Annotated in this window: 23 protein-coding genes and 2 pseudogenes; 18 read left to right on the top strand and 7 right to left on the bottom strand. The window is 62.9% G+C overall.

The genetic code is table 11. From position 1 onward, the window contains the following. Together C477_RS15675 and C477_RS15680 are read left to right on the top strand one after the other, a co-directional pair. Positions 1 to 1207 (top strand): dihydroorotase (locus tag C477_RS15675; protein ID WP_049914600.1); only part of this gene is annotated, 1207 nt, incomplete at its 5' end. Between the two features lie 170 nt (positions 1208 to 1377). Continuing rightward, a complete protein-coding gene (locus C477_RS15680; RefSeq protein WP_008895498.1) occupies positions 1378 to 1617 on the top strand; it encodes a hypothetical protein in 240 nt (79 codons plus the stop codon). A gap of 147 nt (positions 1618 to 1764) precedes the next feature. Here the strand turns inward: C477_RS15680 and C477_RS15685 are convergent, their stop codons facing one another. The 5 genes from C477_RS15685 to C477_RS15710 all read right to left on the bottom strand — a co-directional run bounded on the left by C477_RS15685 (position 1765) and on the right by C477_RS15710 (position 6470). After that, positions 1765 to 2835: a quinone-dependent dihydroorotate dehydrogenase gene (locus C477_RS15685; RefSeq protein ID WP_008895499.1), complete on the bottom strand. Its 1071-nt coding sequence runs from the start codon at positions 2833 to 2835 to the stop codon at positions 1765 to 1767. Between the two features lie 86 nt (positions 2836 to 2921). After that, complete coding sequence (locus C477_RS15690; protein ID WP_008895500.1) at positions 2922 to 4103, bottom strand: thiolase family protein; 1182 nt, start codon at positions 4101 to 4103, stop codon at positions 2922 to 2924. 1035 nt (positions 4104 to 5138) lie between these two features. Beyond that, positions 5139 to 5507, bottom strand: a complete 369-nt coding sequence (locus tag C477_RS15700) for a (2Fe-2S) ferredoxin domain-containing protein (RefSeq protein ID WP_008895501.1) — start codon at positions 5505 to 5507, stop codon at positions 5139 to 5141. 6 nt (positions 5508 to 5513) lie between these two features. Next, positions 5514 to 6278 (bottom strand): CbtA family protein, encoded by a 765-nt coding sequence (locus tag C477_RS15705; protein WP_008895502.1) that lies wholly within the window; start codon positions 6276 to 6278, stop codon positions 5514 to 5516. Positions 6279 to 6281: 3 nt separating this feature from the next. Then, positions 6282 to 6470, bottom strand: a complete 189-nt coding sequence (locus tag C477_RS15710; protein WP_008895503.1) for a CbtB domain-containing protein — start codon at positions 6468 to 6470, stop codon at positions 6282 to 6284. Positions 6471 to 6714: 244 nt separating this feature from the next. Between C477_RS15710 and C477_RS15715 the strand changes: the two genes are divergently transcribed. Genes C477_RS15715 through C477_RS15755 form a run of 9 tightly spaced genes read left to right on the top strand, consistent with a single transcriptional unit; the run spans position 6715 to position 15354 of the window. Next, on the top strand, positions 6715 to 7749 hold the full coding sequence (locus C477_RS15715; protein ID WP_008895504.1) for a monovalent cation/H+ antiporter subunit E: 1035 nt from the start codon (positions 6715 to 6717) through the stop codon (positions 7747 to 7749). Beyond that, on the top strand, positions 7746 to 8027 hold the full coding sequence (locus C477_RS15720) for a cation:proton antiporter (RefSeq protein WP_008895505.1): 282 nt from the start codon (positions 7746 to 7748) through the stop codon (positions 8025 to 8027). The genes C477_RS15715 and C477_RS15720 overlap by 4 nt, the downstream gene beginning before the upstream one ends. Further along, complete coding sequence (mnhG, locus tag C477_RS15725) at positions 8024 to 8413, top strand: monovalent cation/H(+) antiporter subunit G (RefSeq protein ID WP_008895506.1); 390 nt, start codon at positions 8024 to 8026, stop codon at positions 8411 to 8413. Before C477_RS15720 ends, mnhG begins: the two co-directional genes overlap by 4 nt. Next, entirely contained in the window at positions 8410 to 8949 is a 540-nt protein-coding gene (locus C477_RS15730) for a DUF4040 domain-containing protein (protein ID WP_008895507.1), read from the top strand. Before mnhG ends, C477_RS15730 begins: the two co-directional genes overlap by 4 nt. Continuing rightward, a complete protein-coding gene (locus tag C477_RS15735; RefSeq protein WP_008895508.1) occupies positions 8950 to 9468 on the top strand; it encodes an MnhB domain-containing protein in 519 nt (172 codons plus the stop codon). After that, a complete protein-coding gene (locus tag C477_RS15740; RefSeq protein WP_008895509.1) occupies positions 9461 to 9838 on the top strand; it encodes a cation:proton antiporter subunit C in 378 nt (125 codons plus the stop codon). Before C477_RS15735 ends, C477_RS15740 begins: the two co-directional genes overlap by 8 nt. Beyond that, positions 9831 to 11528, top strand: coding sequence for a monovalent cation/H+ antiporter subunit D family protein (locus C477_RS15745; RefSeq protein WP_008895510.1), 1698 nt, complete (start codon positions 9831 to 9833; stop codon positions 11526 to 11528). Before C477_RS15740 ends, C477_RS15745 begins: the two co-directional genes overlap by 8 nt. Further along, entirely contained in the window at positions 11528 to 13501 is a 1974-nt protein-coding gene (locus C477_RS15750) for a proton-conducting transporter transmembrane domain-containing protein (protein WP_049914585.1), read from the top strand. The genes C477_RS15745 and C477_RS15750 overlap by 1 nt, the downstream gene beginning before the upstream one ends. Next, the gene (locus tag C477_RS15755) at positions 13498 to 15354 is read left to right on the top strand and encodes a Na(+)/H(+) antiporter subunit D (RefSeq protein WP_008895512.1); all 1857 of its coding nucleotides are present in this window, start codon (positions 13498 to 13500) and stop codon (positions 15352 to 15354) included. The genes C477_RS15750 and C477_RS15755 overlap by 4 nt, the downstream gene beginning before the upstream one ends. A 50-nt stretch (positions 15355 to 15404) precedes the next feature. Here C477_RS15755 and C477_RS15760 read toward each other — a convergent pair whose 3' ends face one another. Both C477_RS15760 and C477_RS15765 read right to left on the bottom strand, forming a co-directional pair. Next, positions 15405 to 16574: a tyrosine-type recombinase/integrase gene (locus C477_RS15760; protein WP_008895513.1), complete on the bottom strand. Its 1170-nt coding sequence runs from the start codon at positions 16572 to 16574 to the stop codon at positions 15405 to 15407. Positions 16575 to 16698: 124 nt separating this feature from the next. After that, complete coding sequence (locus C477_RS15765) at positions 16699 to 17757, bottom strand: glycerophosphodiester phosphodiesterase (RefSeq protein WP_008895514.1); 1059 nt, start codon at positions 17755 to 17757, stop codon at positions 16699 to 16701. 242 nt (positions 17758 to 17999) lie between these two features. On the opposite strand from C477_RS15765, the gene C477_RS15770 reads away from it, so the two are divergent. From C477_RS15770 to C477_RS15790, 7 genes and pseudogenes are all read left to right on the top strand, one after another. Beyond that, positions 18000 to 18830, top strand: coding sequence for a DUF4097 family beta strand repeat-containing protein (locus tag C477_RS15770; RefSeq protein WP_008895515.1), 831 nt, complete (start codon positions 18000 to 18002; stop codon positions 18828 to 18830). Positions 18831 to 19022: 192 nt separating this feature from the next. Further along, positions 19023 to 19189: pseudogene (locus C477_RS23015) on the top strand (IS6 family transposase); the annotation flags it as partial. Positions 19190 to 19245: 56 nt separating this feature from the next. Further along, entirely contained in the window at positions 19246 to 20121 is an 876-nt protein-coding gene (locus C477_RS15775; protein WP_049914601.1) for an ABC transporter ATP-binding protein, read from the top strand. Position 20122: 1 nt separating this feature from the next. Beyond that, positions 20123 to 21772 (top strand): ABC-2 transporter permease, encoded by a 1650-nt coding sequence (locus tag C477_RS23020; RefSeq protein ID WP_083870302.1) that lies wholly within the window; start codon positions 20123 to 20125, stop codon positions 21770 to 21772. 353 nt (positions 21773 to 22125) lie between these two features. Beyond that, a complete protein-coding gene (locus C477_RS15780; RefSeq protein WP_008895517.1) occupies positions 22126 to 22788 on the top strand; it encodes a DUF3267 domain-containing protein in 663 nt (220 codons plus the stop codon). 188 nt (positions 22789 to 22976) lie between these two features. Next, positions 22977 to 23651: pseudogene (locus C477_RS23025) on the top strand (IS6 family transposase). A 1173-nt stretch (positions 23652 to 24824) separates the two neighbouring features. Then, positions 24825 to 25928, top strand: a complete 1104-nt coding sequence (locus tag C477_RS15790; protein WP_008895519.1) for a tyrosine-type recombinase/integrase — start codon at positions 24825 to 24827, stop codon at positions 25926 to 25928. The last annotated feature ends 116 nt before the right edge of the window (positions 25929 to 26044 follow it).

Genomic DNA, 26044 nt, shown 5'->3' on the forward strand with positions numbered 1-26044 from the left:
GCCATCAGAGATGTGTATAAGAGACAGGTACAAGGAAGACTGGGAGTCGGCCACGCGGGCCGCGGCCGCCGGCGGCGTGACGACCGTCGTCGGGATGCCCAATACGGACCCGGTCATCGACCGACCCGAGAACCTCGAGTTGAAGTTCGAGCGCGGCGAGGCCTCGGCTCACGTCGACTTCCAGAGCTACGCGGTCGTCACGAGCGAGAACCTCGATCTCATCCCCGACATCGATGCGGTCGGCCCGCTCGGGTTCAAGATCTTCCTCGGATCGACGGTGGGCGACGTCCCGCCGCCGAACGACGGCGAAATCCTCGAGGCGATGGAAACGATCCGCGAGACCGGTAAACGGCTGGGCTTCCACGAGGAGAACGGAGAGATCATCGACCACTACACGGAGCGGTTCAAGGCCGAGGGGCGAAACGACCCCATCGACCACTCCCACTCTCGGCCCGTGATCGCCGAACAGGAGGCCGTCGAGCGGATGATCACCTTCGCCGAGGAGACCGGCGCGAAGGTCCACATGTTCCACGTCTCCTCAGGTTCCGCGGCCGAGGCCGTCGCCCGCGGCAAGGAACGCGGCGTCGACGTCACCGCCGAGACGACGCCCCACTACCTCTGGTTCACCGAGGAGGTCATGCGCGAGAAGGGGAATCCGGCCCGCATTCAGCCCCCCATTCGGGACGCCGACGAGCGCGAGAAGCTCTGGGAAGTCGGCATCGACGAGGGCGCGATCGACACCGTCACGACCGATCACGCCCCTCACACCCCCGAGGAGAAAAAAGTCGACGACCCGTTCGGCAACACTTGGGACGCCATCTCGGGCTTCGTCGGCCTCGAGACCGAAGTTCCGGTCATGCTCACCTTCGTCGATCAGGGCCGGCTCTCCCTCGAGGAGTGGGTGCGACGGCACTCGGCCCGTCCGGCACAGGTCTGGGGGATGTACCCCCAGAAGGGATCGCTGCAGGTCGGCACCGACGCCGACTTCACGATCGTCGATCCCGAACGTGAGTGGACCCTCGAGGACGCCGATGAACTCCACTCCAAGAACTGCGTGACGCCCTTCATCGGCGAGTCCTTTACCGGCAAGGCGGTGACGACCGTCGTCCGCGGCGAGGTCGTCTACGAGGACGGCGAAGTCGTCGGCGACTCCGGCTACGGGACTCGCGTCGCGGTCGACGAGACGAACGATATCGACGGCGTGTAGCGACGACGGCCCCGACAACGTCGGACAGTGTCGGTACCGGTCGCTTCCGATTATTCCGTTCGTCCAGACGGGAACGGATGTCGTTGGTACCGACGATTCTCATTTCGTGAAAGTAGCGGGGGGTTTATATTCACTGCCCGACCCATCGGATTCGATGAGGGTCACCACCCATGACCGAATCCGAACCCGAGGCAGACGAGGACCGAGAGACGGACGAAGCAGACAAGACGGCGGAGCTTCGGTCGGTGTACCTCTCCGTGACCGACGGTGATACCGATCCCGTCGTCGAGTCCCAACAGGAGGACTCGACCTCCCGCGAGATCCGCGAGGAACGCGCCGGCGAAGCCGTCGGCCCGGCGGAACTGCACGGACTCGACGACGCGATCGACGACGCCGAACCCGCCGACTAACGGTCGGCGCCGTCCCCGTTCGGTGAGAGCCGCCCGCCGCTACGGCGGATCCACGCTGTCCGCCGCGCGGCTGCTCCCCGCTACGCCCGCTCCGCGAGGGCCGCCCTCGCGACTCGAGGACCATAGCCATCGGTCCGCGCCGCGACGCTACTCGAGATTGGCGCCGACCGCCGCTTCGACCGACGAGAAGCCGTCGCGCTCGAGCAGGTCGACCAGTCCCCGGTTGATCCGCTCGGCCGTCGACGGCCCCTGGTAGACGAACCCCGTATAGAGTTGCACGAGCGACGCGCCCGCGCGAATCTTCTCGTAGGCGCTCGCGGCCGAATCGACGCCGCCGACGCCGACGATCGGCAGTTCGCCGTCCGTGTGCTTGGCGATCGTTCGGATCACGTCGGTGGATCTGTCTTCGATGGGGGCGCCGCTGAGGCCGCCCCACTCCTCGCGGGCGGGCGACTCGAGTCCTTCGCGGGATGTCGAGGTGTTGGTCGCGACGATCCCATCGAGACCGAACTCCCGAACGATGTCGACGAGGTCCAGAATCGCGTCCTCGGGCTCGTCGGGACCGATCTTTACCAGCATCGGTACGTTCTCGTCGTTTTCGGTCTCGAGGGTTTCGAAGATCGCCCGCAGGTGCTCGGGCGAGGCCTCGTCGAACTCGTCGGGCGTGTTCGGACAGGAGACGTTGACGACGACGTAGTCGGCGAACGGCGAGAGCCGATCGAAGACGCGTCGGTAGTCCTCGATCGCCTCTCGTTCGGTCGAGGAGTTCATCTTCCCGATGTTGACTCCCAGTGGGAAATCGGGCGTGCCGTCTCCCTCGAGTCGCTCCGTGACGGCCTCCATTCCCTGCCCGTTGAAGCCCATCCGGTTGATCATCCCCTCGTCCTCCCGCAGGCGGAACAGCCGGGGTCGGTCGTTGCCGTCCTGCGGGTAGGGCGTGACGGTGCCGATTTCGACGAACCCGAAGCCGAGCGCCTCGAGGGCGTGGGTCACTTCGGCGTTCTTGTCGAAGCCGGCTGCGATCCCCACCGGGTTCGGAAACGTCGAGTCGAACAGGTCGACCTCGAGCGCGGGATGATCGTACTGGTAGGCCGCGGCGAGGGCCTGCCGCGTCGGCCACGTGGACTGGGCCGCCCGGAGCGTTCGCTTGCCGAGATCGTGGGCGGTCTCGGCCGGCAGTTTGAACGCGAGGGGGCGAACCCGCGAGTACAGCGTCATTTGCCGACAGTCGGGCCGGCCGGTAGGTAAACGTCTCGAAGACGAGAGCCGGAATCTCGATCCCGCTCCCGGGGCGAGCGATTCGGTCAGTACGCCTCCAGCAACCCCATGATCGCGCCGCCGCCACCGATGCTCATCCCGACGAAGCCGCGTTCGACATCGGGATCGTCGCGGAGCTGGTAGGCGAGGCTGGTCGCGAGCATCCCGCCGGAGGCGCCGATCGGGTGGCCGAACGCGACCGCGCCCCCCTGAGGATTCATCCGCTCGCGCGGAATTCCGACGCGGTCCATGACGTACGCCGCCTGCGCGGCGAAGGCCTCGTTGATCCAGTAGGCGTCGACGTCGTCGACCGCGAGTTCGTTGCGCTCGAGGAGCCGCTCGACGACGTCGCCGACGGCCTCGTTGAATCGGTCGGGACCGCGGTAGGCGGTGGCGTAGTCGACGAGTCGGGCCATCGGCTCGAGGCCCCGCTGGTCGGCGGTCTCCTCGTCGGCCAGCAGCACCGTGCCCGCGCCGTCGCTGAGTTTGGATGCGTTGCCCGGCGTGATAGTGCCGTCCTCGCGAAACGACGTCGGTAGCCGGGCCAGGTCCTCGAGCGTAGAGTCGGGTCGCGGTCCCTCGTCGGTGTCGACCGTGCCGCCGCCGGTTTCGACGGGCACGATCTCGTCGTCGAACGCGCCCGAATCGATTGCGGCGGCGGCCCACTGGTGGCTCTCGAGGGCGTACTCGTCTTGGGTCTCTCTCGAGATCCCCTCGCGGTCGACCAGCCCCTCCGTGATCTCGCCCATGTGGACGTCCAGGTTGACGTCCCAGAGCGAGTCGAGGAGCATCGAGTCCTTGATCTCGACGTCGCCGTGGCGGCGCCCTTTCCGGTAGTCGGGGAGGATCCACGGCGCGTTCGTCATCGACTCGAACCCGCCCGCGATCGCCAGATCGGCGCGGCCGGCCGCGATCCGATCGGCCGCGAGTCCGATCGCGCTCATCCCGGAGCCCGAAGCTTCGTTGATCGTCGTCGCCCGCGTCTCGTTGGGAAGTTCCGACTTGACGACGACCTGCCGTCCCGGCACCTGTCCGATGCCGGCCTGGATGGCGTTGCCGAGTCCGACCCAGTCGACAGCGGCGCCGTCGACATCGACGCGTTCGAGGAGGCCGTCGATGGCCGTCCGACCGAGTTCGACCGCCTCGACATCCGCGAGCGATCCGAGCAGCGTTCCGTGGGGCGTTCGCGCGCCGTCGACGAGGACGATGTCGCGATCGGTCCGAGCCATGGTCGTGGGTGACCACTCGAGTTCGGAAGAAAGTTGGCAGTGACGGTGAGCCGTACGGCTCTGAGAGCCCCTCGTCCTCGGTTACGAACGAAAGCGACTATGCGGCGCCACTTCGTGTCTGATTTCCACGAGCAGCGGACTTCGCTCGAGAGTCGGACAGAGACAGCGGCGTCGGTCACCCACAGTGATTCGATCACCGCCTGTGGATCGACCGACACCCCGTCTGACCTCGGGCGTTGCCGTTCTCCTCGTCGCGCTGCCGTTCCGCGAAACCGGGGCCTGATGCGGGTGAAGGCGATGAAAACCCCATCTGACAGCTACCGCACCAGGTACGGACGGGGTTCGTATCGCTGACTCCGGTTGCGACGGATGTAAGGTTATCGTCGCTATTCGCGTCGGTGTCAACAGGACGTTCGGACGGTTAGCTGTATTTCTCGCTGTGTACCGATCGTCGTGAGCAACCCCGCCCTCGGCGGTGGATGCGCCGCGCTCTGTTACGCCCTCGCGTCGCAGCTGGGTCGGATCGCGTGCGGTTCCGGAGGCCTGTCCACGGCAGTCTGTCACACGATCGACTTCTGCTGACCGGTCGAGATCGAATCTTTTCCGGACGGTATCGCACTAATAGAGCTGAATAGCTATTCTCGGGACGGTATCGAGTATCGGAGAGGATACGGCTCTATCTGCTCGGAAGACTCCGTAGCAGTAGTTCGCTGATCCCGGACGCTACCGCTCCCAGAGTCAGTATGTAGTACCACTGGAGGGATGTGGCTAGCCCCAGCAGTGCGATTAAGCTGATGCCGACGACGAGCGTGATCCAATGATCTTCACCGATGATCAACTGTCCGCCCCAATTCATACCTATGAGTTGGCGGCGCTACATAATATTATCTTCGAAAGTTCGGAAAAATGGTTTATTCGGGCGCCGAATACGCACTCACCCCGCTCGTACCGACTGCGAGCGTCGGCCGTACTGACGCAATCGTGATCGGTCGACAAAACCGGTGGGAGTAGGTTCGGACCGTCCGCCGACCGGGCTCAGTTGTCGCCGGAGCGGCTCTCGTTCGCTCGCTGGCGATACGCCGCCCCGACCCGTTCGGCGTCGGGACCGAACTCGCTCTCGAGCAGGTCGGGCACCTCCGCCGGCCGGACCTCCGAGTACCACTCGTCGCGCGGTTGGATCGCGATGGCGGTCCCGTTCTCGCTGCACAGTCCCAGACAGCCGGTCTCGATCACCGAGACCGGGTTCCAGAACGCGTTTCGATCGCGCAGCCACGATTTGACCGCCTCGAGCGTCTCCTCGCCGCCGGCGTCTGCACAGCAGGCGTAGTCGGCGTCGCGGTCGTTCGTACAGACGAACACCTGCGCGGCGAGCCGGTCGCGCTGTCGGTCAGTTTGGCGTTGCATTCGTACTCAGGGGCTCGCCGTCAACTGGTCGTGTGAGTCCGCGTCTGTGTCCACGGCGTTGACGGCGGGGTCGGCCCGTCGCCGGAGTCGGTTGAACGCGCCCGCGATCAGCACCCAGATCGCGGCCTGACTCAGCGCGGCCAGCGCCTGGTACGCCGTGACGAGTTCGCTGGCGACGTCGGGCTGGGTGACGACCGTCGGCGTGACCGCGGGGAGAACGACCACCGTCGCGACGATCGGTACCGCGGCGGCGAGCGCGCCGAGCGCCGGATGCCGCGGCGCCGCTCGCCCGTACGCGAGGATCGCTGCCGCCGAGACCGCCGCACCGAGACCGACGAGACCGACGTAGATGCCAATTCTCGCGTCGATGCCGTAGAGGTGGTCGGCGCCCGGCGCCGCGGGCGGAACGACCAGCCACGGCGTCGCCGAGACGGTCAGGAACCCGGCGCCCGCGAGGACGTACGACTCGAGTCCGTCGCGGCCGGGAAGCGCCGGTTCGAAGAGGTACAGCGCGACGGCGAAGAGTCCGCCGAGTAGGATCGCCCAGAGGACGCCGCTGCCAACGCTGACGAGGGCCGTCGTCGTCTCGGAGACGACGTGTTCGGTGCCCTCCTGTGCGTGGCTGTGATCGCCGGCGCCGTGACCGTGGCTGTGTCCGGCGTCGTGGACGTACTCGGTGAGGGGGTTCGCGACGAACGCGACGTACAGCCCGTAGGCGAGGCCCGCGACGACCCCCGCGAGGACGCCGCGTTGCAGGTAGTCGACGAGCATCGCTCAGTGACAGACGATGCCGGCCCCGTGACGGAAGTTGTGCATCGCGTCATGGGCGAGGGGCTCCTGGAGGAAGAGCAACGCGAACGCGATCGCCGCCGCGAACAGCAGCCCCGTCGCGACCTGCATCGGCGTCAGTTCGGTGCGTGCGGTCTCGATCCGACCGTGAACGGTCTCGTTCGTTGCCGTCATGAAATTCGATTTGCAATAGAACAAGTGTGGTTGTAAAAGTATCGGTCGGACGGTTCTCCGCCGTTTGACCGGCGTTATCGCCACGAGCGAAAACGCGGCCGTTCGTCGTGAACTCCCCGTGAAAATCGAGCAAATCGTCTGGCAGTCTGGCAGATAACGAAATCGTTTTCCTACAGGTGACGCTTGACTCGACTAACGACGAGTCTCATGAATATCCATCGACGGTCACCGGGAGTGATGTGCCGTGGCGGCTGAACGCGTACTCGTACCGCTGTCGGACACGGTGACCGTCCGGCAGACGGTCGCCTACGCGGTCCAGTCGGGCCTCGAGACGGCCGACTCCCTCGAGTGTCACCTGGTCATCGCACTCCCCTACGATGTCGATCTGCCCGAAGGGAAGCGGATGAGCGACGGGGCAGAGGAGCTGCTCGAGCGGGCGGAAAACTGGGTCGAGGAGGACGCCGACGGGGCCGACGTGACGATCGAAACGGCCGTCCTCGGGACCGACGAGTACCTCTTCGGTCCCCGGGATTACGCCGAGATCTTCCGGGCCTACGCCGACGACCACGGGATCGATCGGCTCGTGCTCGATCCGGAGTACAGTCCGGGCGTCACCGCGTCGATGCTCCAGCCCTTAGAGCGGGAACTCGACCGCGTCGGGATGTCCTACGACGAGGCGCCAGTCGAGCGGGCGGCCCGTCACGGTCGTCTCGTCCTTTCCCACACGGGGTTCGATCGCCTGTTCGCGACGTTCTGGATCTCCTTCGGCTTCTATCTCGTCCTCGGAGATCCGTTCTACTGGTTCGATCTCCTCACCGGCGCGGCGGTCGCCGGCATCGTCTCGGTCTCGCTGGCCCACGTCACCTTTTCGATGCCCTTGGACAGGGTCCAGTCGCCGCTGCGGGCCGTCCGGTTCGTCTTCTATATCCCGTATCTGCTCTGGGAGATCGTCAAGGCGAACATCGCCGTCTCGGCCGTGATCCTCCGGCCGTCGATGCCGATCGAGCCGACGCTGACTCGAGTCAACGCGCGGGTCCGCAGCGGCCTCCCGCTGCTCGCGCTGGCCAACAGCATCACGTTGACCCCGGGGACCCTGACGGTCCGGGCCAACGACCAGCAGCTGCTGGTCCACACGCTGATCCCGTCGGCTCGCGAGGACCTCTTCGACGGCGGCCTCGAGAAGGCGATCCGCTTCGTCTTCTACGGCCGCGAGTCGGCGGCGATCCCGTCGCCGAACGAACGCGACGACGCCGAGATCGTCGGAGGTGACGAACTGTGACGCCCGTTCCGCTCGAGGACGTCTTCCTCGCGGCGGCGGCGCTGTTCGTCGTCCTCGCGATCGTGCTGTTCTACCGCGCGGTCGTCGGCCCGACCACGCAGGATCGGCTGCTGGCGGTCAACGTTCTCGGGACGAATACGGTCGTCATCCTCGCCCTGCTTGCGGCGGGGCTCGACCAGTCGTGGTTCCTCGACGTGGCGCTGATCTACGCGCTGTTGAACTTCCTGATGTCGATCGCCATCTCGAAGTTCACCGTCGATCGGGGTGGTGTGCTGTGATCGAGCCGATCGCGCTCCAGTCGACCCTCGAGACCGTCCGGTTCTGGGCGATCGTCCTCTGTCTCGGACTGGGCGTGTTCTTCACGCTCGTCTCGACGGTCGGCGTCCTCCGGCTCCCGGACATCTACGCCCGGGCCCACACCGCCTCCCAGACGGACACGCTCGGCGCCGGCTTCGCGCTGGCCGGCGTCGCGCTCGCGTTCGGCTGGCAGCACGCGGCGGTTTACACCGTCCTGCTGCTGTTTTTCGTGTTCATCACGAACCCGACGGCGGCCCACGCCATCGCCCGCTCCGCGGCGGAGTCGGACGTCGAACCCGTCCTCGCTGAGGAGGGGGAAGCGGACGACGCCGAGGTCGCCGCCGAAACGGAGGGTGAGACGCGATGAGCCTGTTCGCCTACTCCCTCGCGGTCTTCATCCTCGCGACGGCCGTCGCGACGGCGCTGTTTCGTGACGTGCTGTCGGTGATCATCGTCTTCGGCGCCTACAGCCTCGGGATGGCCATCCTCTATACGTTCCTGCTGGCTCCCGACGTCGCCATGACCGAGGCGGCGATCGGCGCCGGCGTGACGACGCTCCTGCTGTTGCTGACGATCGCGCGCACGACTCGGCCCACGACCGACCGGCTCAGAGAGCGGATCCACGTGCCGGGGGTCGTCGCCGTCGGCGCGTTCGTGCTCGTGCTCTGTACCGTCGTGCTCCCCGAGATGTACACCGTCGGGAGCCTGGAAACGCCGGTCTGGTCGAACCCCGAGGTGACCCAACACTACATCACGGAGACCTACAAACAGACCGGCGTCGAGAACGCGGTCACGTCCGTCCTCGCCGCCTACCGTGGGTTCGACACCTTCGGCGAGGCGGTCGTCGTCTTCGCCGCCGGCGTCTCGACGCTGGTGGTTCTGAAACGCGAGGTGTTCGCCTAAATGCCCGAATCCTTCGACGATACCTACACCGAGAGTCAGGTGATCATGACCGCCGTCAAGATCATCGCACCGTTCACGCTCACCTACGGGCTGTTCATGACCTTCCACGGGGGCGACGCCCCCGGTGGCGGCTTCCAGGGCGGAACCATCGTCGGCGTCACGATCCTCATGCTCGCGTTCGCCTTCGGGATCGAACCCACGCGCCAGTGGCTGCGAAACTCCCTGCTGGTCGGCCTCGTCACCGGCGGCGTCGTCATCTTCGGTGCGATCGGCCTCGGGATGGTCGCCCTCGGCGGGGACTTCCTCGAGTTCACCATGCTCAAAGAGGTCTTCCACATCAAGCCCAAGTGGGGGCTCGAAGCCGTCGAGATCGCCGGCATCTCGCTGATCGTTTCGGGGACCATCATTACCCTCTTCTTCGCGATGGCGGCCGGGTTCACGCCCGAACGTCCAAGCGGGACCGGCGGACTCGAGGACCGCCACGAACCGTCCGACGGCGAGGTGAGCGACGATGATTGAACTCCTCGCGAGCCGCTACACGTACGTGTTGATGTTCGTCCTGCTGGGCATCGGGATCTACATGGTGATCGCCAGCGAGAACCTCGTGAAGAAGCTGATCGGGGTGAACCTCTTCCAGACGGCGATCTTCCTGTTTTTCGTCTCGATGGCCTACATCGACGCCGACGGCGCGTCGGCGCCGATCGTTCCCCACCACGGCGAGCCCGGGGAGGTCATGGTCGCGAGCCCGCTGCCCCAGGTCATCGTCCTGACCGCCATCGTCGTCGGCATCGCGCTGACGGCGGTCGGGCTGGCACTGATCATCCGCATCTACTCGGAGTACGGAACGCTCCGCGAGGATACCCTGCGGGAGGTGCGTGCCGATGAATAGCAGTCTCGTCGACCTGCTCCCGCCGCTGCTGATCGTCGCCCCGATCCTCGCGGCGACGCTCCCGATCGCGCTCGGCCTGCGGTTCGACCGCACCGGGTGGTCGGTCGCCGCGATCACAACGACCGGGCTGTTCGCCGCCGCCGGCTATCTCGCGAGCGTCGTCCACGCCGGCGGCCGAGTGACCCACACCCTCGGCGGCTATCCCCGTACCTACGGGATCCAACTCGTCGCCGACCAGTTCTCGATACTGGTCGTCCTGCTCGTGACGGGGGTCGCCACCGGCGTCCTCGCGTACACGCGACGCGGGGGCCCGCGCGGGAACACGTTCTACACCGCCTACCTGCTGTTGGTCGGCGGGCTGCTCGGCATCTCGCTGACCGGCGACGTCTTCAACCTGTTCGTCTTCCTCGAGATCTCGAGCCTCGCGACCTACGCGCTCGTCTCCAGCGGCGACGGCCCGGAATCGGCGGTCGCCGCCCTGAAGTACCTCGTCCTGGGTACCGTCGCCGCGTCGATGTACCTGATCGGCGTCGCCTTCGTCTTCATGGCAACGGGGACGCTCAACATGGTCGAGTTGGCCGAGGCGATCCCGAACGCGGAACGCCAGACTCTGATTCAGGCCGGGTTCGCGTTCATCGTGGTCGGCTTCGCGACCAAGGTCGCCCAGTGGCCGCTGCACACGTGGCAGCCGAGCGCCTACGAGCAGGCTCCCGACGGCGCGACGCCGCTGATCGCGGCGCTGGTCTCGACGGCCTCCGCGTACGCGTTCGGGCGGTTGATCGTCACCGTCTTCGAGGTCGACTACCTCGCCTCGATGCCGCGGGCGGCCTCGATCGTCCTCACCGTCGGCTGCGTGAGCGTCCTCGCCGGGACCGTCCTGGCCGTGATCCAGCGCGAGGTCAAGCGGATGCTCGCCTACTCGTCGGTCTCGCAGTTCGGTCTGGTCATCACCGCCTACGGCGTCGTCATCGCCGGTGGTTCGGAGACGGCGTTTACCGGCGCCGCGATCCACCTGGTCGGCCACGGGATCCTCAAGGCCGGCCTCTTCCTGTCGGCGGCGATCGTCGCGACGAGCTACGGCGCCCGCACCGTCGACGAGTACGCCGGCCTCGCCAAGCGACGGCCGGTCGTCGCCGGCGCCATGGCCGTCCTCCTGTTCGCGCTGGTCGGCGTCCCGCCGGCCGTCGGCTTCGTCGGCAAGTGGTACATCGCGCTCGGCGCCGTCGAGGCCGAGCTGTGGCCCGTCGCGGCCGTCATCTTCCTCAGCACCATGCTCACCTTAGCCTACGCCGCTCGCCTGCTCGAGAAAATGTACTTCACGCCGGCCGCCGGGGCCGCGTCCGCCCGCGGCCACGGTCCGGGTACGGTCGCGACCGACGGCGGTGAGCAATCTGACGGATCGCGATCCTCGTCGGAGCCGCGCTCTGACGGCGGCGACGAGAACGGTGACGAGGGCCGCGAGGGCCTCGCGTCCGACGACGGCGCTGTCGAGACCCCGCTCGCGGCGGGCGTCTCGTACGACCCCACCGGCGGACCCGGCCGTGACGGCTCCGGCCGATCGCCGGATCCGGTCTCGAGCGGGATGGTCGCAGTGGTCGTCGTCGCGGCGATCGTCGCGGTCGCGCTCGGCTTCGCGGGCGGCACGTTCGCCGACTTCCTCGAGCCGTTCCTCACGGAGGTGTTCAACTAATGGTTGCAGACCTACGACCGCTCGCCGCCGTGTTGGTGTCGGCGGTCGCGATCGTCCTGATTGTCGCGTCGCATCGCCGTCCGAATCTCCGCGAGGGCTGGTCCGTACTGGCCGCCGTCGGCAAGTTCGGAATCGTCGCCAGCATGCTCCCCGCGGTCATGTCCGGCACCGTCTACCGGTGGAGCCTCTACGAGAGCACGGGGATCCGGTTCCTTCCGGGCGTCGACTTCGCGCTGCGGGCGGATCCGCTGGGGATCCTCTTCGCCTTGCTGGCGAGTTTCCTCTGGATCTTCACGTCCTTCTACGCGGCGGGCTACATGCGCGGGCTCGACGAGCACGCCCAGACCCGCTTTTTCGCCTCGTTCGCGGCCAGTCTCTCGGCCGCGGTCGGGATCGCCTTCGCGGCGAACCTGGTGACGATCTTCGTCTTCTACGAGCTGCTATCGCTCGTAACCTACCCGCTGGTCGCACACAACGAGGACGACGAGGCCCGGATCGCCGGTCGGAAGTACCTCACCTACACGTTCTTCGGCGGCGGGGTCTTCCTGCTGGCCGGGACCGTGATGGTCTACTGGCTGACCGCGTCGGTCAACGGCGATCCGACGCTGGCCTTCGAGTCCGGCGGGATGGAGGCGCTCGCGACGGCCGCGCAGGCCGAACCCGGCTTCGCGCAGGCCGCGTTCTTCCTGCTGATCGCCGGCTTCGGCGTCAAGGCGGCGCTGATGCCCCTCCATTCGTGGCTCGCGGACGCGATGGTCGCGCCGACGCCGGTCTCCGGGCTGCTCCACGCGGTCGCGGTCGTCAAGTCCGGCGCCTTCGGCGTCGCGCGGGTCATCCTCGACGTCTACGGGCCGGGACTGATCCACGACCTGCCCCTCGACGTTCCCGGCATCGGCGAGGTTGGGCTCAACATCCCCGTCGCGATCGTCGCCGCGTTCACGCTGACCGCGGCCTCTATCATCGCGATGCGCAAGGATCACCTCAAGCGCCGGCTGGCCTACTCGACGACCGCACAGCTGTCCTACATCGTGCTCGGGCTCTCGATGTTACACCCCTACGCGATGGTCGGCGCCCTGTTCCACATCCCCGCCCACGCGTTCGCGAAGCTCACGCTGTTCTTCTGTGCGGGGGCGATCCACGTCGAGACGCACACCGACTACATCAGCGACATGGCCGGCATCGGCAAGCGGATGCCGCTGACGCTGTCGGCGTTCACGATCGGCGCGCTCGGCATGGCCGGGCTGCCGCCGATCGCCGGCTTCGTCAGTAAGTTCTACATGCTGATCGGCTCCGGCTACATGGGCGGCGAGTACTGGATCTTCGCCGGCACGCTGCTGCTCTCTGGCGTGCTCAACATCGCCTACTTCTGGCCGGTCGTCTACACGGCCTTCTTCGAGAGCGAGGACCGCCACGACGCGAAACCGGTCCTCGAGTTCCCGCGCGGCGGGATCTTCGAGTCCTACGGCGCCGGCGCCGAGGGACAGAAGGAACACGTCGCCGCGGACGGCGGCCCCTCGTCGGCCGATCGCTCCGGATCGGAATCCGAGTCCGAATCGGACGCCGCGAAATCGAATCCGGCCCCGGCGGAGACGGACGACTCGGGCGCCACGGACGCCGACGTCGAAGACGACGATTACGACTACGCCGTCGACAGGTACCCGAGCGACGCCGACGTTCCGGCGGGAGACCACGTCAGCGCCGTCGACCACCACGGCGACCACGACGACCACCTCACCGGCGGGCCGCCAGCGGGCGGCTGGCCGCGTCACTCGCCGATCGGCGAGAGCACGTGGCTCATGCTGGCGCCGATCGCGATCATCGCGACCGGCGCGGTCGTCCTCGGCGTCGTCCCCGACCACGCCGTCTTCCTCGATCTGATCACGCACATCGTGGAGGGCGTCTTCGGCGTCGACTCCTTCGACCAACTGCAGGGCCTGTCCCTCGAGGAGGCCCTGGAGGTGATGTCCGAATGATCGAAAGCGATCTCCTGACGATGGCCTACCCGCCGCTGCTGGTGTTCGCGGCGGCGCTGCTCGTGCTCGTACTGCCCCGGATCGCCGGCTTCGCTGCCGGCGCGTTGAGCCTCGCGGGCGTGTTGGCGATCTCGGTGTACGCGCCCGAGGGAAGCTACCTCACCGGTACCTTCCTCGGGTTCGACGTCGTCGCCTTCCACGTCGACGGCTTCTCCCAGATGATCGGCATCGGGCTGGGCTTCCTCGGGATCTGTTCGGTCATCTACGCCTACTCGAGCGGCGCCAGCCGCGAGCTCGTCGCGATCGCACTGACGTACGTCGCCTCCTCGCTCGGGGCGGCGTTCGCCGGCGACTGGCTTGTGCTCGTGTTCATGTGGGAGCTGATGGCCGTCACGAGCACGCTGGTCGTCTGGCACTACGGCGGCGACGCCGTCCGGGCCGGCTTCCGCTACGCGCTATTTCACGGCACCGGCGGCGTGATCGTGCTGCTGGCCGTCGCCGCCCACTACGTCGAGGCCGGGACGTTCGTCTACGACGGCACCGGAATCGCGTCCGGGCTGCCGGCGATGCTCGCGGTGCTCGGAATGGGCGTCAACGTCGGCTTCATCGGGCTCCACACGTGGCTGCCCGACACCTACCCCCGACCCCACTTCGCGGCGTCGGTGTTCCTCTCGGTCTACACCACGAAGACGAGCGCCTTCGTCCTCTATCGGGCGTTCCCCATCGGCGCCGAGAGCGACCTCGGGATCTACATCGCGTACATGGGCGGACTGATGTCCGTCTACGGGGCGACGTTCGCCCTGTTGCAACACGACATGCGGGCGCTGCTGTCCTACCACATCCAGGCCCAACTGGGCTACATCGTCGCCGGGATCGGGATGGGCGCCTGGATGGTGGAGAGCGAGATCGCCACCGCCGGGGCGATGAGCCACCTGTTCAACAACATCCTGTTCAAGAGCCTGCTGTTCATGGCCGTCGGCGTCGTCATCTTCCGCACCGGCGAGGAGGACCTCTATAAGCTGGGCGGACTCTGGCGCGAGATGCCCCTGACGGCGATCGGATTCGCGCTCGGCGCGCTCTCGATCACCGCGATCCCCGGCTTCAACGGCTACATCAGCAAGGGGATGCTCTTCGACGCGGCCGATCCCCACTACTACGGGGTCCACGAGTTCGAGGCCCTGTACTGGCTGCTCTGGCTCGGCGCGATCGGGACGCTCTTATCGTTCATCAAACTCGGCTACTACGTCTTCCTCCACGGGGAGAGCGACATTTCGGTGCCCGACGCCAAGCCCGGCCAGACGATCGCCATGCTCGGGATGGGCGGCGCCTGCCTGCTCTTCGGCGTCTGGTGGCAGGGGCTGGCCGACCTCGCGCCGACGATCCACGCCCACGGCGGCGAGTTCTCGTTCGTCTACCCGGACGGCGGCGAGGGTCACCTCCACCCCTACAGCTCGAGCCACCTCGAGACGGCGGGGATCCTGACGGCGGTCGCGCTCGTCACCTTCGCCGTCGTCCGCAAGCCCCTCTCGAAGCTCGATCTGGGCGATCCGGCCCGGGTCGTCTTCCCCGCGGGCTACTACGTCGGCCGGTGGTCGATGCTCGCGACGACCGAACTCTACCGGATCGTCGACGCCGCGGCCGTCGGCCTCGTCAAGCGCTGCTACTGGATCGGTACCAACCCCGTGCTGGCCGTCGACGCGGCTGCCCGCCGCGTTCCCGGGGTCGACGTCGAGGACCGCCAGCCGACCGACGGCGGTCGACCGTCGACGATCCACCTCCGGGCGAGCATCGGGACCACCGTCCTCCTGCTGACGGTCGTGCTGACAGTGATCCTCCTGGTGCTCCTCGGCTGAGGAGCACAGCTATCCGCTCCGTTCTCGAGAGAAACGTCAATACGGTCGAGTCAGTCGTTTTCCGACCGTTCGTCTCCTTCGCTCGAGTCGATCGGATCGACGTCGATCACGGCCGGCTGTTCTTCCGGAACGGCGATCGCCTGCTCGAGCACCGACGCGCGAAGCGCCGGTTTCGCGTCGGTCGCCTCGCGCCGGTAGCCGGCGTCCTCGCCGTCGCCGGTGCCAGTGCCGCGGACGCCCCGCGGGGTCAGGTAGTCGCCGTCGACGTCGACGTCGGCCGCCTCGCAGAGGCGTTTGAGCACCGACCGGGCGCCCTCGGTCGTGATCGCCGGCGGGGCGATCGCCCGCTCGCGGGCGAGTTGCGTCGCCGTTCGCTCGTCGAGTAGCGACTCGATGCGGTCCTCGTCGCGGCCGCGCTCGGCCAGCACCTCCCTGACCCGCCGAGCGATCGAGGGCGCGTGACGGGTCGGGAACAGCGGCCAGTCGTTCGAGGGCGGATCGAGGACGACCCGGTACCGGCGCAGCGGCGTCCGGGCCGGCGCCGGCAGCGGCACGTCCTCTAAGCGCTGAGATTTACCTAGCACGCGGATCGTCCCGGTGTAGAAGTCGACGTCGTCCCACGTCGCCCCCGTCCGACGCTCGTCGTCGGGGACCCGAAACAGCTCGGAGCCCCGGACGCCCGAGTGGGCGAGCACGGCGACCATCGCGTACTCCCGGAGTCGATTCCGGCGCTCGTCGCGGTCGACCCCGTCCGCCGCGGCCTCGAGGGCCCGCTCGCGGACGTGGGTCTCGAGGCGCCGGCGCTGGTCGGCCGTCCAGAACTCGCTGTCGGGTCGCTCCTCGGCGGTCGGCAGGGCGGATTCGGCCGCGTCGGTCGCGGCCGGGTTCGTCTCCAAGATCCCGCCGCGGACACACCACGACAGAAAGGCCCGAACGACCGCGTAGTAGGTGCCGGCAGTGGAGGCGGCGTACTCGCCGTGGTCGGCGCGGGCCCGCAACTCGTCGGCGTAGGCTCGCATGTGCTCGATCTCGAGGGCGAACAGCGAGCGAACGCCGTGTTCGCCATCGAGCCAGTCGGCCCAGCGGCGCAGGATCGATTCGGCGTTCGAGGCGTAGGTGCCGGCGCCCGGGCCGTCCGGGTCTCCGACTGCCTTCCGCTGGAGGTAGGCGTCTACCGCGTCGACGACGGTGACGTCGGCGTCGGAATCGGAGTCGGTCACGACTCGATCACCCGCAGCACCCGCCTCGTGAGATCGCCGCCGCTGATCATCTACTCGTACGATACTGCGCCAGCGTCCTAAATCTGTGTTTCGGTCGCACGGAGTCGACCGATGTCCGTCGCCGTCAGTTGGTCGCGCCGAAGCGACGCACGTCGGCGTAGTCGCTGATCAGTCCGTCGACGCCGGCCGCCGCCAACTGACCGGCCTGGTACCAGGTCTCGAGAGTGAAGACGTTCACGTCCCGCCCCTCCTCGTGGGCGACCGCGAGGAGGTCGATCTCGTCCCAGCCGGCGTCCGCTGCGTAGTGCTGGTCGGCGTAGAACGGCGTCCCGCGGATCATGTCGTACGGCGGATGGACCGCCTCGGCCTCGTACCGGCGGGCGACTTCGACGCCGGCTTCGACGGAGTCCCAGAGAAGCGGCGCGACCGGGTACTCCGACGCCTCGCAGGTCGTCGCCAGCGCGGCCTCGTAGAACGACGAGAAGAGGTACTCGTGGTCGAAGTCGTCGACGACCGCGAGCACGTCGGCGACGAACGGCTGCCAGAGCTCTTTCTGGGGCGCGAGCTCCTCGCTCGAGAGCGACTCGGCGAATCGAACGTCGAACGAGCCCGGGTTCTTCAGTTCGACGTTGACGCCGACGTGGGACGGAATCGCCGCGAGGGTCTCGCGCAGTCGGGGGACGGTCTCACCGCTCTCGAGGACTTCGGCGCTCGTGACGGTCTCGGTATCAGTCTCCCAGACGACGCCCTCGGTGTCGGTCAGTCCGCGCTCGCCGTCGTCGCGCTCGGCGAGCCGGTCGTCGTGGAAGACGACGACGTCGTCGTCGGCGGTCGGCACGACGTCGATTTCGATCATGTCCGCGCCGCGGGACGGCGCGTACGGCGACTGGATGCCGCGGGCCGACGCCTCGACGGCGCCGACGGTGTTCTCGGGGTAGAGGCCGGCGAACCCGCGGTGGGCGATCAGCTCCGGCTCGTCGGTTCGATCGACGAACCCGCGTTCGCTCGCTCGGTTGCGCCCTCGATCGTCGGCGCCGGCGGATCGATCGCGGTCGGCACTCGCGGCGCCGACCATGCCGGTCGCCGTCGCCCCCGCGGCGGCCATGAACGATCGTCGTCGGAGCGCGGAACCCGAGGTGTCTGGGTGACCGGTTCGTCTCTCGTCGCCGTTGGTATCGGACATCCGTACGATGTCGGACCCGAAATACGAATAATAGATCTTATATTTCTGATTTATACGAAACCGTGACGGTATTCGTGTCAACGTCGCACACTGGGCAGTCTGGAAGGACTATATTCAGCTACGGGGCGAACTGCGGATCGACCGGATTCGACGACTGATCGGTGCGGCTGACTGTCGGTCCGGCGGAACGCTCTTCGCGGGTGACTATCGGCATTATATCGGGCGATGACATACGTCGAACTATGACTCCCACGGCGTCGCGACGGTCGATCCTGGCCGGGATCGCTGTCGGGACCGTCGCAGGGGTGGCCGGTTGTCTCGCAGACGGCCGCGAGGTCGAGGAATCGGTCACCGAACGGCGTTCCGCGGCCGACCTCTCCGCGATGGCCGTCTCGACGGCGATCGGCGACGTTACCGTTCGCCCGACGCCCCGAGACGAAGTCGTCGTCGACGGCCGGAAGGCCGCCGTCAGCCCGGACGACCTCGAGACGATCGAGCTCGAGATATCCGCCGACGGCGACTGCCTCGAGTTGACAGTCGAGCGGGACGAGTCGCGGACGCTCTTCGGCCTCCGACCCGTTCCGGTTTTCGACCTCTCCGTCGCCGTCCCCGAGCGCCTCGCGGTGCAGAGCGTCGATACGAGGACGGGCGAAATCGACGTCAGCGACGTCCGCGGCGATCTCACCGCGGTCACGGAAACCGGAGCCGTCCGCGCCGAAGCCGTCGACGGAACCGTCTCGGCGACGACCGAGGCCGGAGCGATCGATCTCGTCGATCCGGCGTCGATCGAGCGCCTCGAGACCGACGCCGGCGACGTCACGGCGACGCTGCCGGATATCGAGCGGGACGCGACGATCGAGACGTCGTCCGGAGACGTCGAACTGCGTCTCCCCGACGAACTCGATCTGACGCTCGACATCACGACCGACTCGGGCGAGATCACCGTCTCCGACGTGGCGGCGCTGCCCGAGATGGCCGGCGATTCGCTGATCGAGGCCGTCGTCGGGCAGGGAACGCACCGACTCGAGGTGCGGACGGAGACGGGTGACGTGACGGTGACCGGGAGGGAGTGATTCGATATATCAATATATTGTGGTACGTATTGCTTGCGAAGGGCCGTTGAAGTTGAGACATAGACAGACGGTCGTCAGAGCGCCTATATTCCTGTCCGAGAGACGACCAGTAACTCCATGAGGGAAGTTGTCCTTCAATCGTAGAAGATATGTGCACAATTTGCGGCGGACATCCACGATCAGTCGCCGTTGCTCGATTTCAGAGATGAACGACATGGAAATCGGAACAGTGTCGAACGTGTCTTTCGTGAGATAAAACGCTAATCCTCATCGTTCTCAAACTGCTTTACAACGCGTATGCAGAAACTGCTGATCAGTGGCTCAAGTCGTTCGTCTTCGCATGGAACCAGCTTATCTGAACACGATGTTCCTTTTAGTCCAAAGATATATTTATAGAATTCTAATATATCTCTTCATGAAGCTACGCACTGAAGGGCTTGGGAAACAGTATTCAGAGGACACATGGGGAATCCGTGATATATCTCTCGAGTTTACTGAGGGGATTCACGGGTTGTTAGGACCAAACGGGGCCGGAAAATCGACCCTCATGAATATTCTAACGACGGTAATGAAACCAACAACTGGCACTGCTTACTGGGAAAACAAGGATATTATTGAGTCGCCCGGTGCTATCCGATCGATTCTCGGCTACTTGCCGCAGGATTTTGGAGTCTACCCTGATTTGACACTGGAAGAGTTTCTCGAATATATGGCTGCACTCCGCGGTCTCAATAGCGAAACCGCGAATGCACGAATCGACGAAATGATTACGCTGACGAACCTGGCGGATGTTCGAAACCGAAAGCTCAAGACGTTCTCTGGAGGGATGCGTCAACGTGTTGGTATCGCACAGGCGTTACTCAATGACCCTGATCTTCTCATCGCCGACGAACCAACAGTTGGGTTAGATCCCGAAGAACGCGTCCGGTTGCGAAGTGCCTTGTCCAATACTGCTGACGGCCGGGTTATCATCCTCTCAACACACATTGTTCCGGATGTAGAAGCAACTGCGAACAAAATTGCCATTCTTGACAATGGCCAATTGCTCACCCACACGACTGTCGGGGAACTCATCAACCGTGTTGATGATCAGGTCTTCGAATGTCTCGTCCCACGAGAGAAATTATCGACACTTCAAGAACAATATCAAGTGTGTAGCACCGTACAGCGTTCCGACGGCGTCAAGGTTCGATTGATCGCTCCGACACCACCGACAGACGACGCAACGAAAGTTTCTCCGACGCTTGAAGACGCATACCTTGAAGCGATCGACCAACAGGACGGTATTTGATATGCGTCGACTCTACCACATTGCACGAGCGGATTTCTTGCAGCGAGTCCGATCGCGTCGGCTACTCGTCGTCCTTGCTGTCGTTGCCTACCTCGGATTCCTTGTCAATGTAGGACAGATCGAACTCGCCTACCAAGTTACGGATAGGAGCGTAGAAACGAATTTCCACGGGGAGAACACAGCCGCATTCATCGGCTTGAAAGCCGGTTTAACTGGATCGGCAGTTATTCTCTTTGGCGGGTTCTATTTGATGAAGAATACTCTCGAACGCGACCGCCTCTACGACGTTGACCAGTTGGTTGTGAGTACACCTATTTCTGATAAGACATATCTCGCTGGAAAATGGCTCAGCAATATCGCTCTTGGTGCAGTTATCCTTCTTACACTTGGGTTTGCGACAATCGCTAACCATGCGATTCACGGTATTGGACCGACGAATCCAGTTTCGTTGTTAGCGCCACTATTCGTATTTGCATTTCCGGTCTGTGTCCTCGTCGGCGCTGTCTCTCTGCTCTTCGAAACAGTTGACCGACTGAACGGCACTCTTGGAAATATCTCATACATCATTCTTGCGACTTTCTCGCTAGCTGCATTGGCAGCAACACAGAACTCGCTTCCTGGATCGATTCCGCCTTGGGTGAAAGCCGGTGACATACTGGGACATATATCGATATATAACTTAACCGTAGACTCGTTGCTTGTCGAGGTTCCAAACTACAGCGGCGGTGTCCCATCTATTGGAACACTCGATGGTGATCAGACGTTTCGTTACGATGGTGGCAGTTGGCCGCTGTGGATATATTTTCAGCGTATCGGAATAATGGTCTTTGCCACATTTGTCGTTCTCGCTGCAACGGTACTGTTCGATCGAACGCCGTCGTATGAATTGTCCAACAGTTCGAAGCGGCTATCCTGGGTCGCTGCGGTACTGTCTACTGTTACCCGCGGAAACAACGTTGACGAAGACGATACTAATCCACAGTCGATTGATTCGATTTCTCTCACACCCGTGAACGATCGTGATTCCGGTGGTTTTGGTCGCCTCCTCGCTGCAGAGATTCGTCTTGCACTTCGAGGACAACCATGGTGGTGGTATATTGGTGCAGTTGCCCTTATCGGTAGTCCACTTCTTATACTTGCGAATGAAAGTTCACCAGACGCTGCAGTTATGCCCATCCGTCAAATTGCACTTCCGCTCGCGTTCATCTGGCCAATATTTATTTGGTCTGGAATGGGTGTACGCACAGTCAAACACCGGATGACGAGTTTAGTACTCTCCTCAAAATATGCGAACAAACAACTCATTGCGGAATGGCTCGCGGGTGTCGTCATAGCGATGGGTATTGGTAGTGGAATACTCGTTTTGTTTGTCAGCGCTGGTCAGCCGGAACTTTTCCTCGGGTATGCAGGCGGGGTTTTGTTTGCGCCATCACTGGCAATTGCAACGGGGATCTGGAGCCGCTCTTCCTGGTTGTTCGAAATTGTTTACCTGATGATTTGGTATGTTGGGCCACTCAATAGTGCCGTACCGCTTGACTTTGTCGGTTCAACAACCGAGAGTATCGAAATCGGAATTCCACTCGTGTTCATCGGTGTAAGTCTCGTTCTGTTTAGTACCGCAGCACTCCGCCGTCGTATGGAAACTCAGTAAGATCTCGACCAGGGTGCAAGGTTTACAGACTTATCGGAAACAGATCTCGTTACGGAATACAGTGATGTTGTCGAGCATGCAGTCCGATTCCTCGAGACTCAACATAGACTCGACGGAACATTTTGAGAATATTTGTCTTAGTCTGATCGTAGTAGAACACATCCCTAGTCACGATCTCACCCGATCAGTACAGGTGAAGGTGTTACTGGAGCGGCCACCTTCACCTTAGCTAAATACCAGAAACGACCTGCTACATACAGAGGTGTATACAGCGCGGGAAGGGTTTCGTCGATTCTGGAAGCAATAATTGCATATACGCTGAGAGTTTTTTAATCAGTTGACGAGTGTCGTAGATGACGGACAAAGACTCGATTGAAGCCTCTGAAACCGAAGCCGAGGGGGCCTCCCCGCCACCGACGCCGGAGGGGTACAACGACCCATATCAGTTTGAGTATTCCAAACTGCCCCTTACTCTGACTGGGATTGTACTGACGATCGTCTTCACTGTCGTCTACGGGTGGCTTTTGATTCAGTTGCAAGGCCCAGAGGCTCTGTTTTTCGTCTTTGAAGTCGAGGACGAGGAGGGAATCAGCATGGGTTTCGATCTCATCCGAATGGCGGTCCCCTTGGTGGTCGCGTTTCTGACCGTCGCCGTGGTCCACGAACTGCTCCACGGCGTGGTTTTTCAGCGATACGGCTACGACGTGAACTACGGCGTCTGGTGGCGGTTTGGGGCGGTATACGCAGCGGTGTTCCACCAGTTTCACTCCCGCGAGCATAACCTTCGGGTCGGAATCGCACCGTTGGTGATTTTCACTGCCCTCTGTCTGCCGTTACTCGCGGTTCCCTGTCCATTGGTCGCCACGTCGGCGTTGTTCGCCCTCGTGTTGAATACCGCTGGATCAGTAGGTGATCTCTACGCGCTCTGGCGGTTCTATCGGATGCCACAGGGAACGGTTTTCTACGATATCAACATGAATGATATGTACGTGTTTGAACCGCTTAACGCCGATTAAAGCTCTAAAATAAGATGCCGACTCCGATCGCCTAGATTCAGACGCACTTTCTCGGTTCGTGCCACATTCGCGCTGTGTATTCAGCATGATTCTCAAATTCCTACTGGTATTTGATAGAAGTCGGCACCGGGCACCGTCTAGTTAGCGCAGTTTGAGAAGTGAGCAGGTCGTAGAGTTTGGTTGGAACTATGCTCGCAGACCTGCTCAGCGAGTGTTACGCGGCGGAATTTGATGAAACTTGGGAACGGGAGCGGACGGCGACGCCCGTCAGGGCGTTCGCCGTCCGGCTCCATGCGACTGGTTGTTTGCTTCGAGAGACACAAGCAATTCTTCGCTCACTCGCCGTTGAACGTTCTCATCAAGCAATCTGGCACTGAGTATATTGGCTGTCTGACAGCGTCTCAGACCCACCGACGGCGAAGCCGTCGCGGGTCGCGGTTGATGAAACCGCTGTCAGGATTAACGAAGACCGATCTTGGATGTACACTGCAATAGACCTTGACACGAAACTCATCCTCGATGTAGCACTCTTTGGACGACGAGGCACTGATCCAGCTGCTGCGTTTCTGCATGGACTTACCGAGAAACACGATCTCTCCGACGCTGAGTTTCTCGTTGATGGTGCTGGCTATCTGACTGGCCTCCCTCGATTAGGGTTGAGCGGTCACCTCGACTATGTCGATCGAAACCACATCGAAAAGTGGTTTCACACCCTCAAAATGCGGGTTGACCGCTTCCACAACTCGTGGGTCGGCAGTCGGGCGAGCGTCAGAGAATGGCTTGAACAGTTCGTACACTACTATAACACACAGCGACCGCACCAGTCACTCAACGGACAGACGCCAGCGGAAGTGCTAAACTAGACGGTGACGCTGTGCCCTAAATGCCAGATAGTGAATAGAATTAGTATGAGTTTACATATAAAAATATGATAAAACTTAACTTTCGTTGCGATTATTTATTCATATGGATCAGGCTGGGAAACAAGTACAAGATCAAATCATAAGAAGATCATTCTATCTTCTCATGACGGGTATATTTCTATATATTATAACACGCGATCTTTCTAGTTCTATTTTACCTCCCGTGTCCGTGTTCTTTATAAATATTCTATACGTTATTGCCTACCGTAGAAATATCCACACTTTAAAGGTTAATTTACCTCTTTTCATTTTTGGTGTTGCCGGTGGTGTTATAATGTACTTTAGCTCCCAGATACCTTCCTGGTTTGGACTGGCAACTATTGTAGTTTCAATCATATTAGGATCGTACACATGTATTTTAATAATTAGGATATGATAGAATAACTCCCATACCGTAACCACGGTATTTTTTAGGATTTCTATTCTATTAGATGTAAGCAAATATCGATGAAGCGGCCGGCCAAGTCATTCTCGTTATCGTGAGTGACGACTTGGTTCGACGAGTCACGCAAACCTCTATATACTCTACAAACGGTCCGACAGGCAATTAACCGACTCGAAGATGCAGGATTCATCCACTACGATGACGGCCTTTTCGTTACTCGCGTCAAAGCAAATAGGGGTACCTGCTTTGATCAGTGAGGCGTTTGCTGTCATCTTTGCAGTCGATGGTCAATTTCCAACCACAACAGCATTAAAAGTTGTCGTATAGTTTCCCCATTTGTTTTTGTAAGAGGTATCTGTTTTCAGCCGGTTTCGTTGGCAAACGGCGTCGTTGACGGATCCGTTACTATCACGTTTGGTAGAGTAGAGTGTAACGGGCACTGTCTAGTTAGGGTGCTTTGAGAAGTAAGTAGGTCGTAGCGGTTTGTGCTCACGAAACTCGCTGACCTGCTCACAGAGAGTCACGATGAGGGCCGAGCAAATCACCAAGGACTAAATTTGGTATAGCGAAATGTTGTTTAAGAACATATCCAACTATCCTATTACCCCTATTTCCGGGCTTTCAAAGCCTATATCCCTGAAATCACTCACTCTACGAATACACAGTACATTAGACCAATAATGTACTGTGGATTTACGAGGGTCGACGCCCTCGGTGAAGCCGAGCAGATGAGAACCAGCGATTCCGAGCCTTCCTCCGAAGGAAAGCCCCTCGAGAAGGCTAAAAACGAGTTCGTCGCCGAACGCGAGGGCAACTACGCATCGAACCTCGAGTACGTCCTCGAGAACTGGATCGACTGGACGCCCGAGCGCGTTCGGACCCTCGAGGACGTGTCCGCGCTCACGATGCGGAACTACGCGTCGCACCTCAAGCAGCGGGCACACGCCGACGACGGGATCAGCGATACGTCGGCGCGGACGTACTACAACTACGTCTCGGCGCTGCTGACCCGCTCCGTCGAAGTCGGGGATCTCGCGGAGAACCCCGCGGAGAAACGAGAGGCGAAGAAGCCGCTTCCGTCGGGGACGACCAACAGCGCCGAACAGCAGTTCTGGTCGCCCGAGCAGCGTCGGGCGATCATGAACTACGTCGACGAACGCGCCCGCGACGCGATCGACGAGGACGCGACCGACGCGTTCGAGGAAGTCCGCGATCGGGCGCTGATCGCCGTGCTCGCCTACTCGGGCGTCCGCGGGGCCGAGGTGCTGGCCGACTCCCGCGATAACCGACGTAACGGCTTGCGGTGGCACAGCGTCGATCTCGAGAACGGCGTCATCACGGTGCTCGGAAAGAACCAGAAACGTGAGCCGACCCCGCTCCCCGAGCAGGCGGTAGCACCGCTCCGACGACTCGAGCGGCTCCTCGACCCGCCGTCCGGCGAATGGCCCGTATTTCCCTCGCGGCATCCGCCATCGCTGTACGATCGTATCGAAGGCGCAGGACGCGAGTCTCCGGACGGTGACCCGTGGGAATACGTCCTCGAGAACGGGATCGAACCGCCGTCGATGAGTACCTCCGGCGCGCGGACGCTACTGAAGCGGTTGTCGGACGAAGCCGACGTGCCGGAACTCGACGCGGACGAATATCTCACGCTACACGGCGCTCGCCGCGGCGTCGGCGAAACGCTCTATCGGGAGCGCGGGGCCGTCGAAGCCCAGCGGACGCTTCGCCACGCCGACCCGAAAACGACCTCGGAGATGTACTCGCACATCGAAGCGAGCGAGCAAGCCGAAGACAATACGGCGGTGTTCGACGACGAGTGGGCGATTTGACCGTCTCCGGATTGCGTTCTCTGACCGGGTAGTACGAACCCCGTGGGATAATTGGCGATCAGATTCAGGCCCGGACCTAAGCGAGTCGACTCGTATCCCTCGAGTAGCACCACTGT

This window comes from Haloterrigena salina JCM 13891, from assembly GCF_000337495.1.
GTDB lineage: Archaea > Halobacteriota > Halobacteria > Halobacteriales > Natrialbaceae > Haloterrigena > Haloterrigena salina.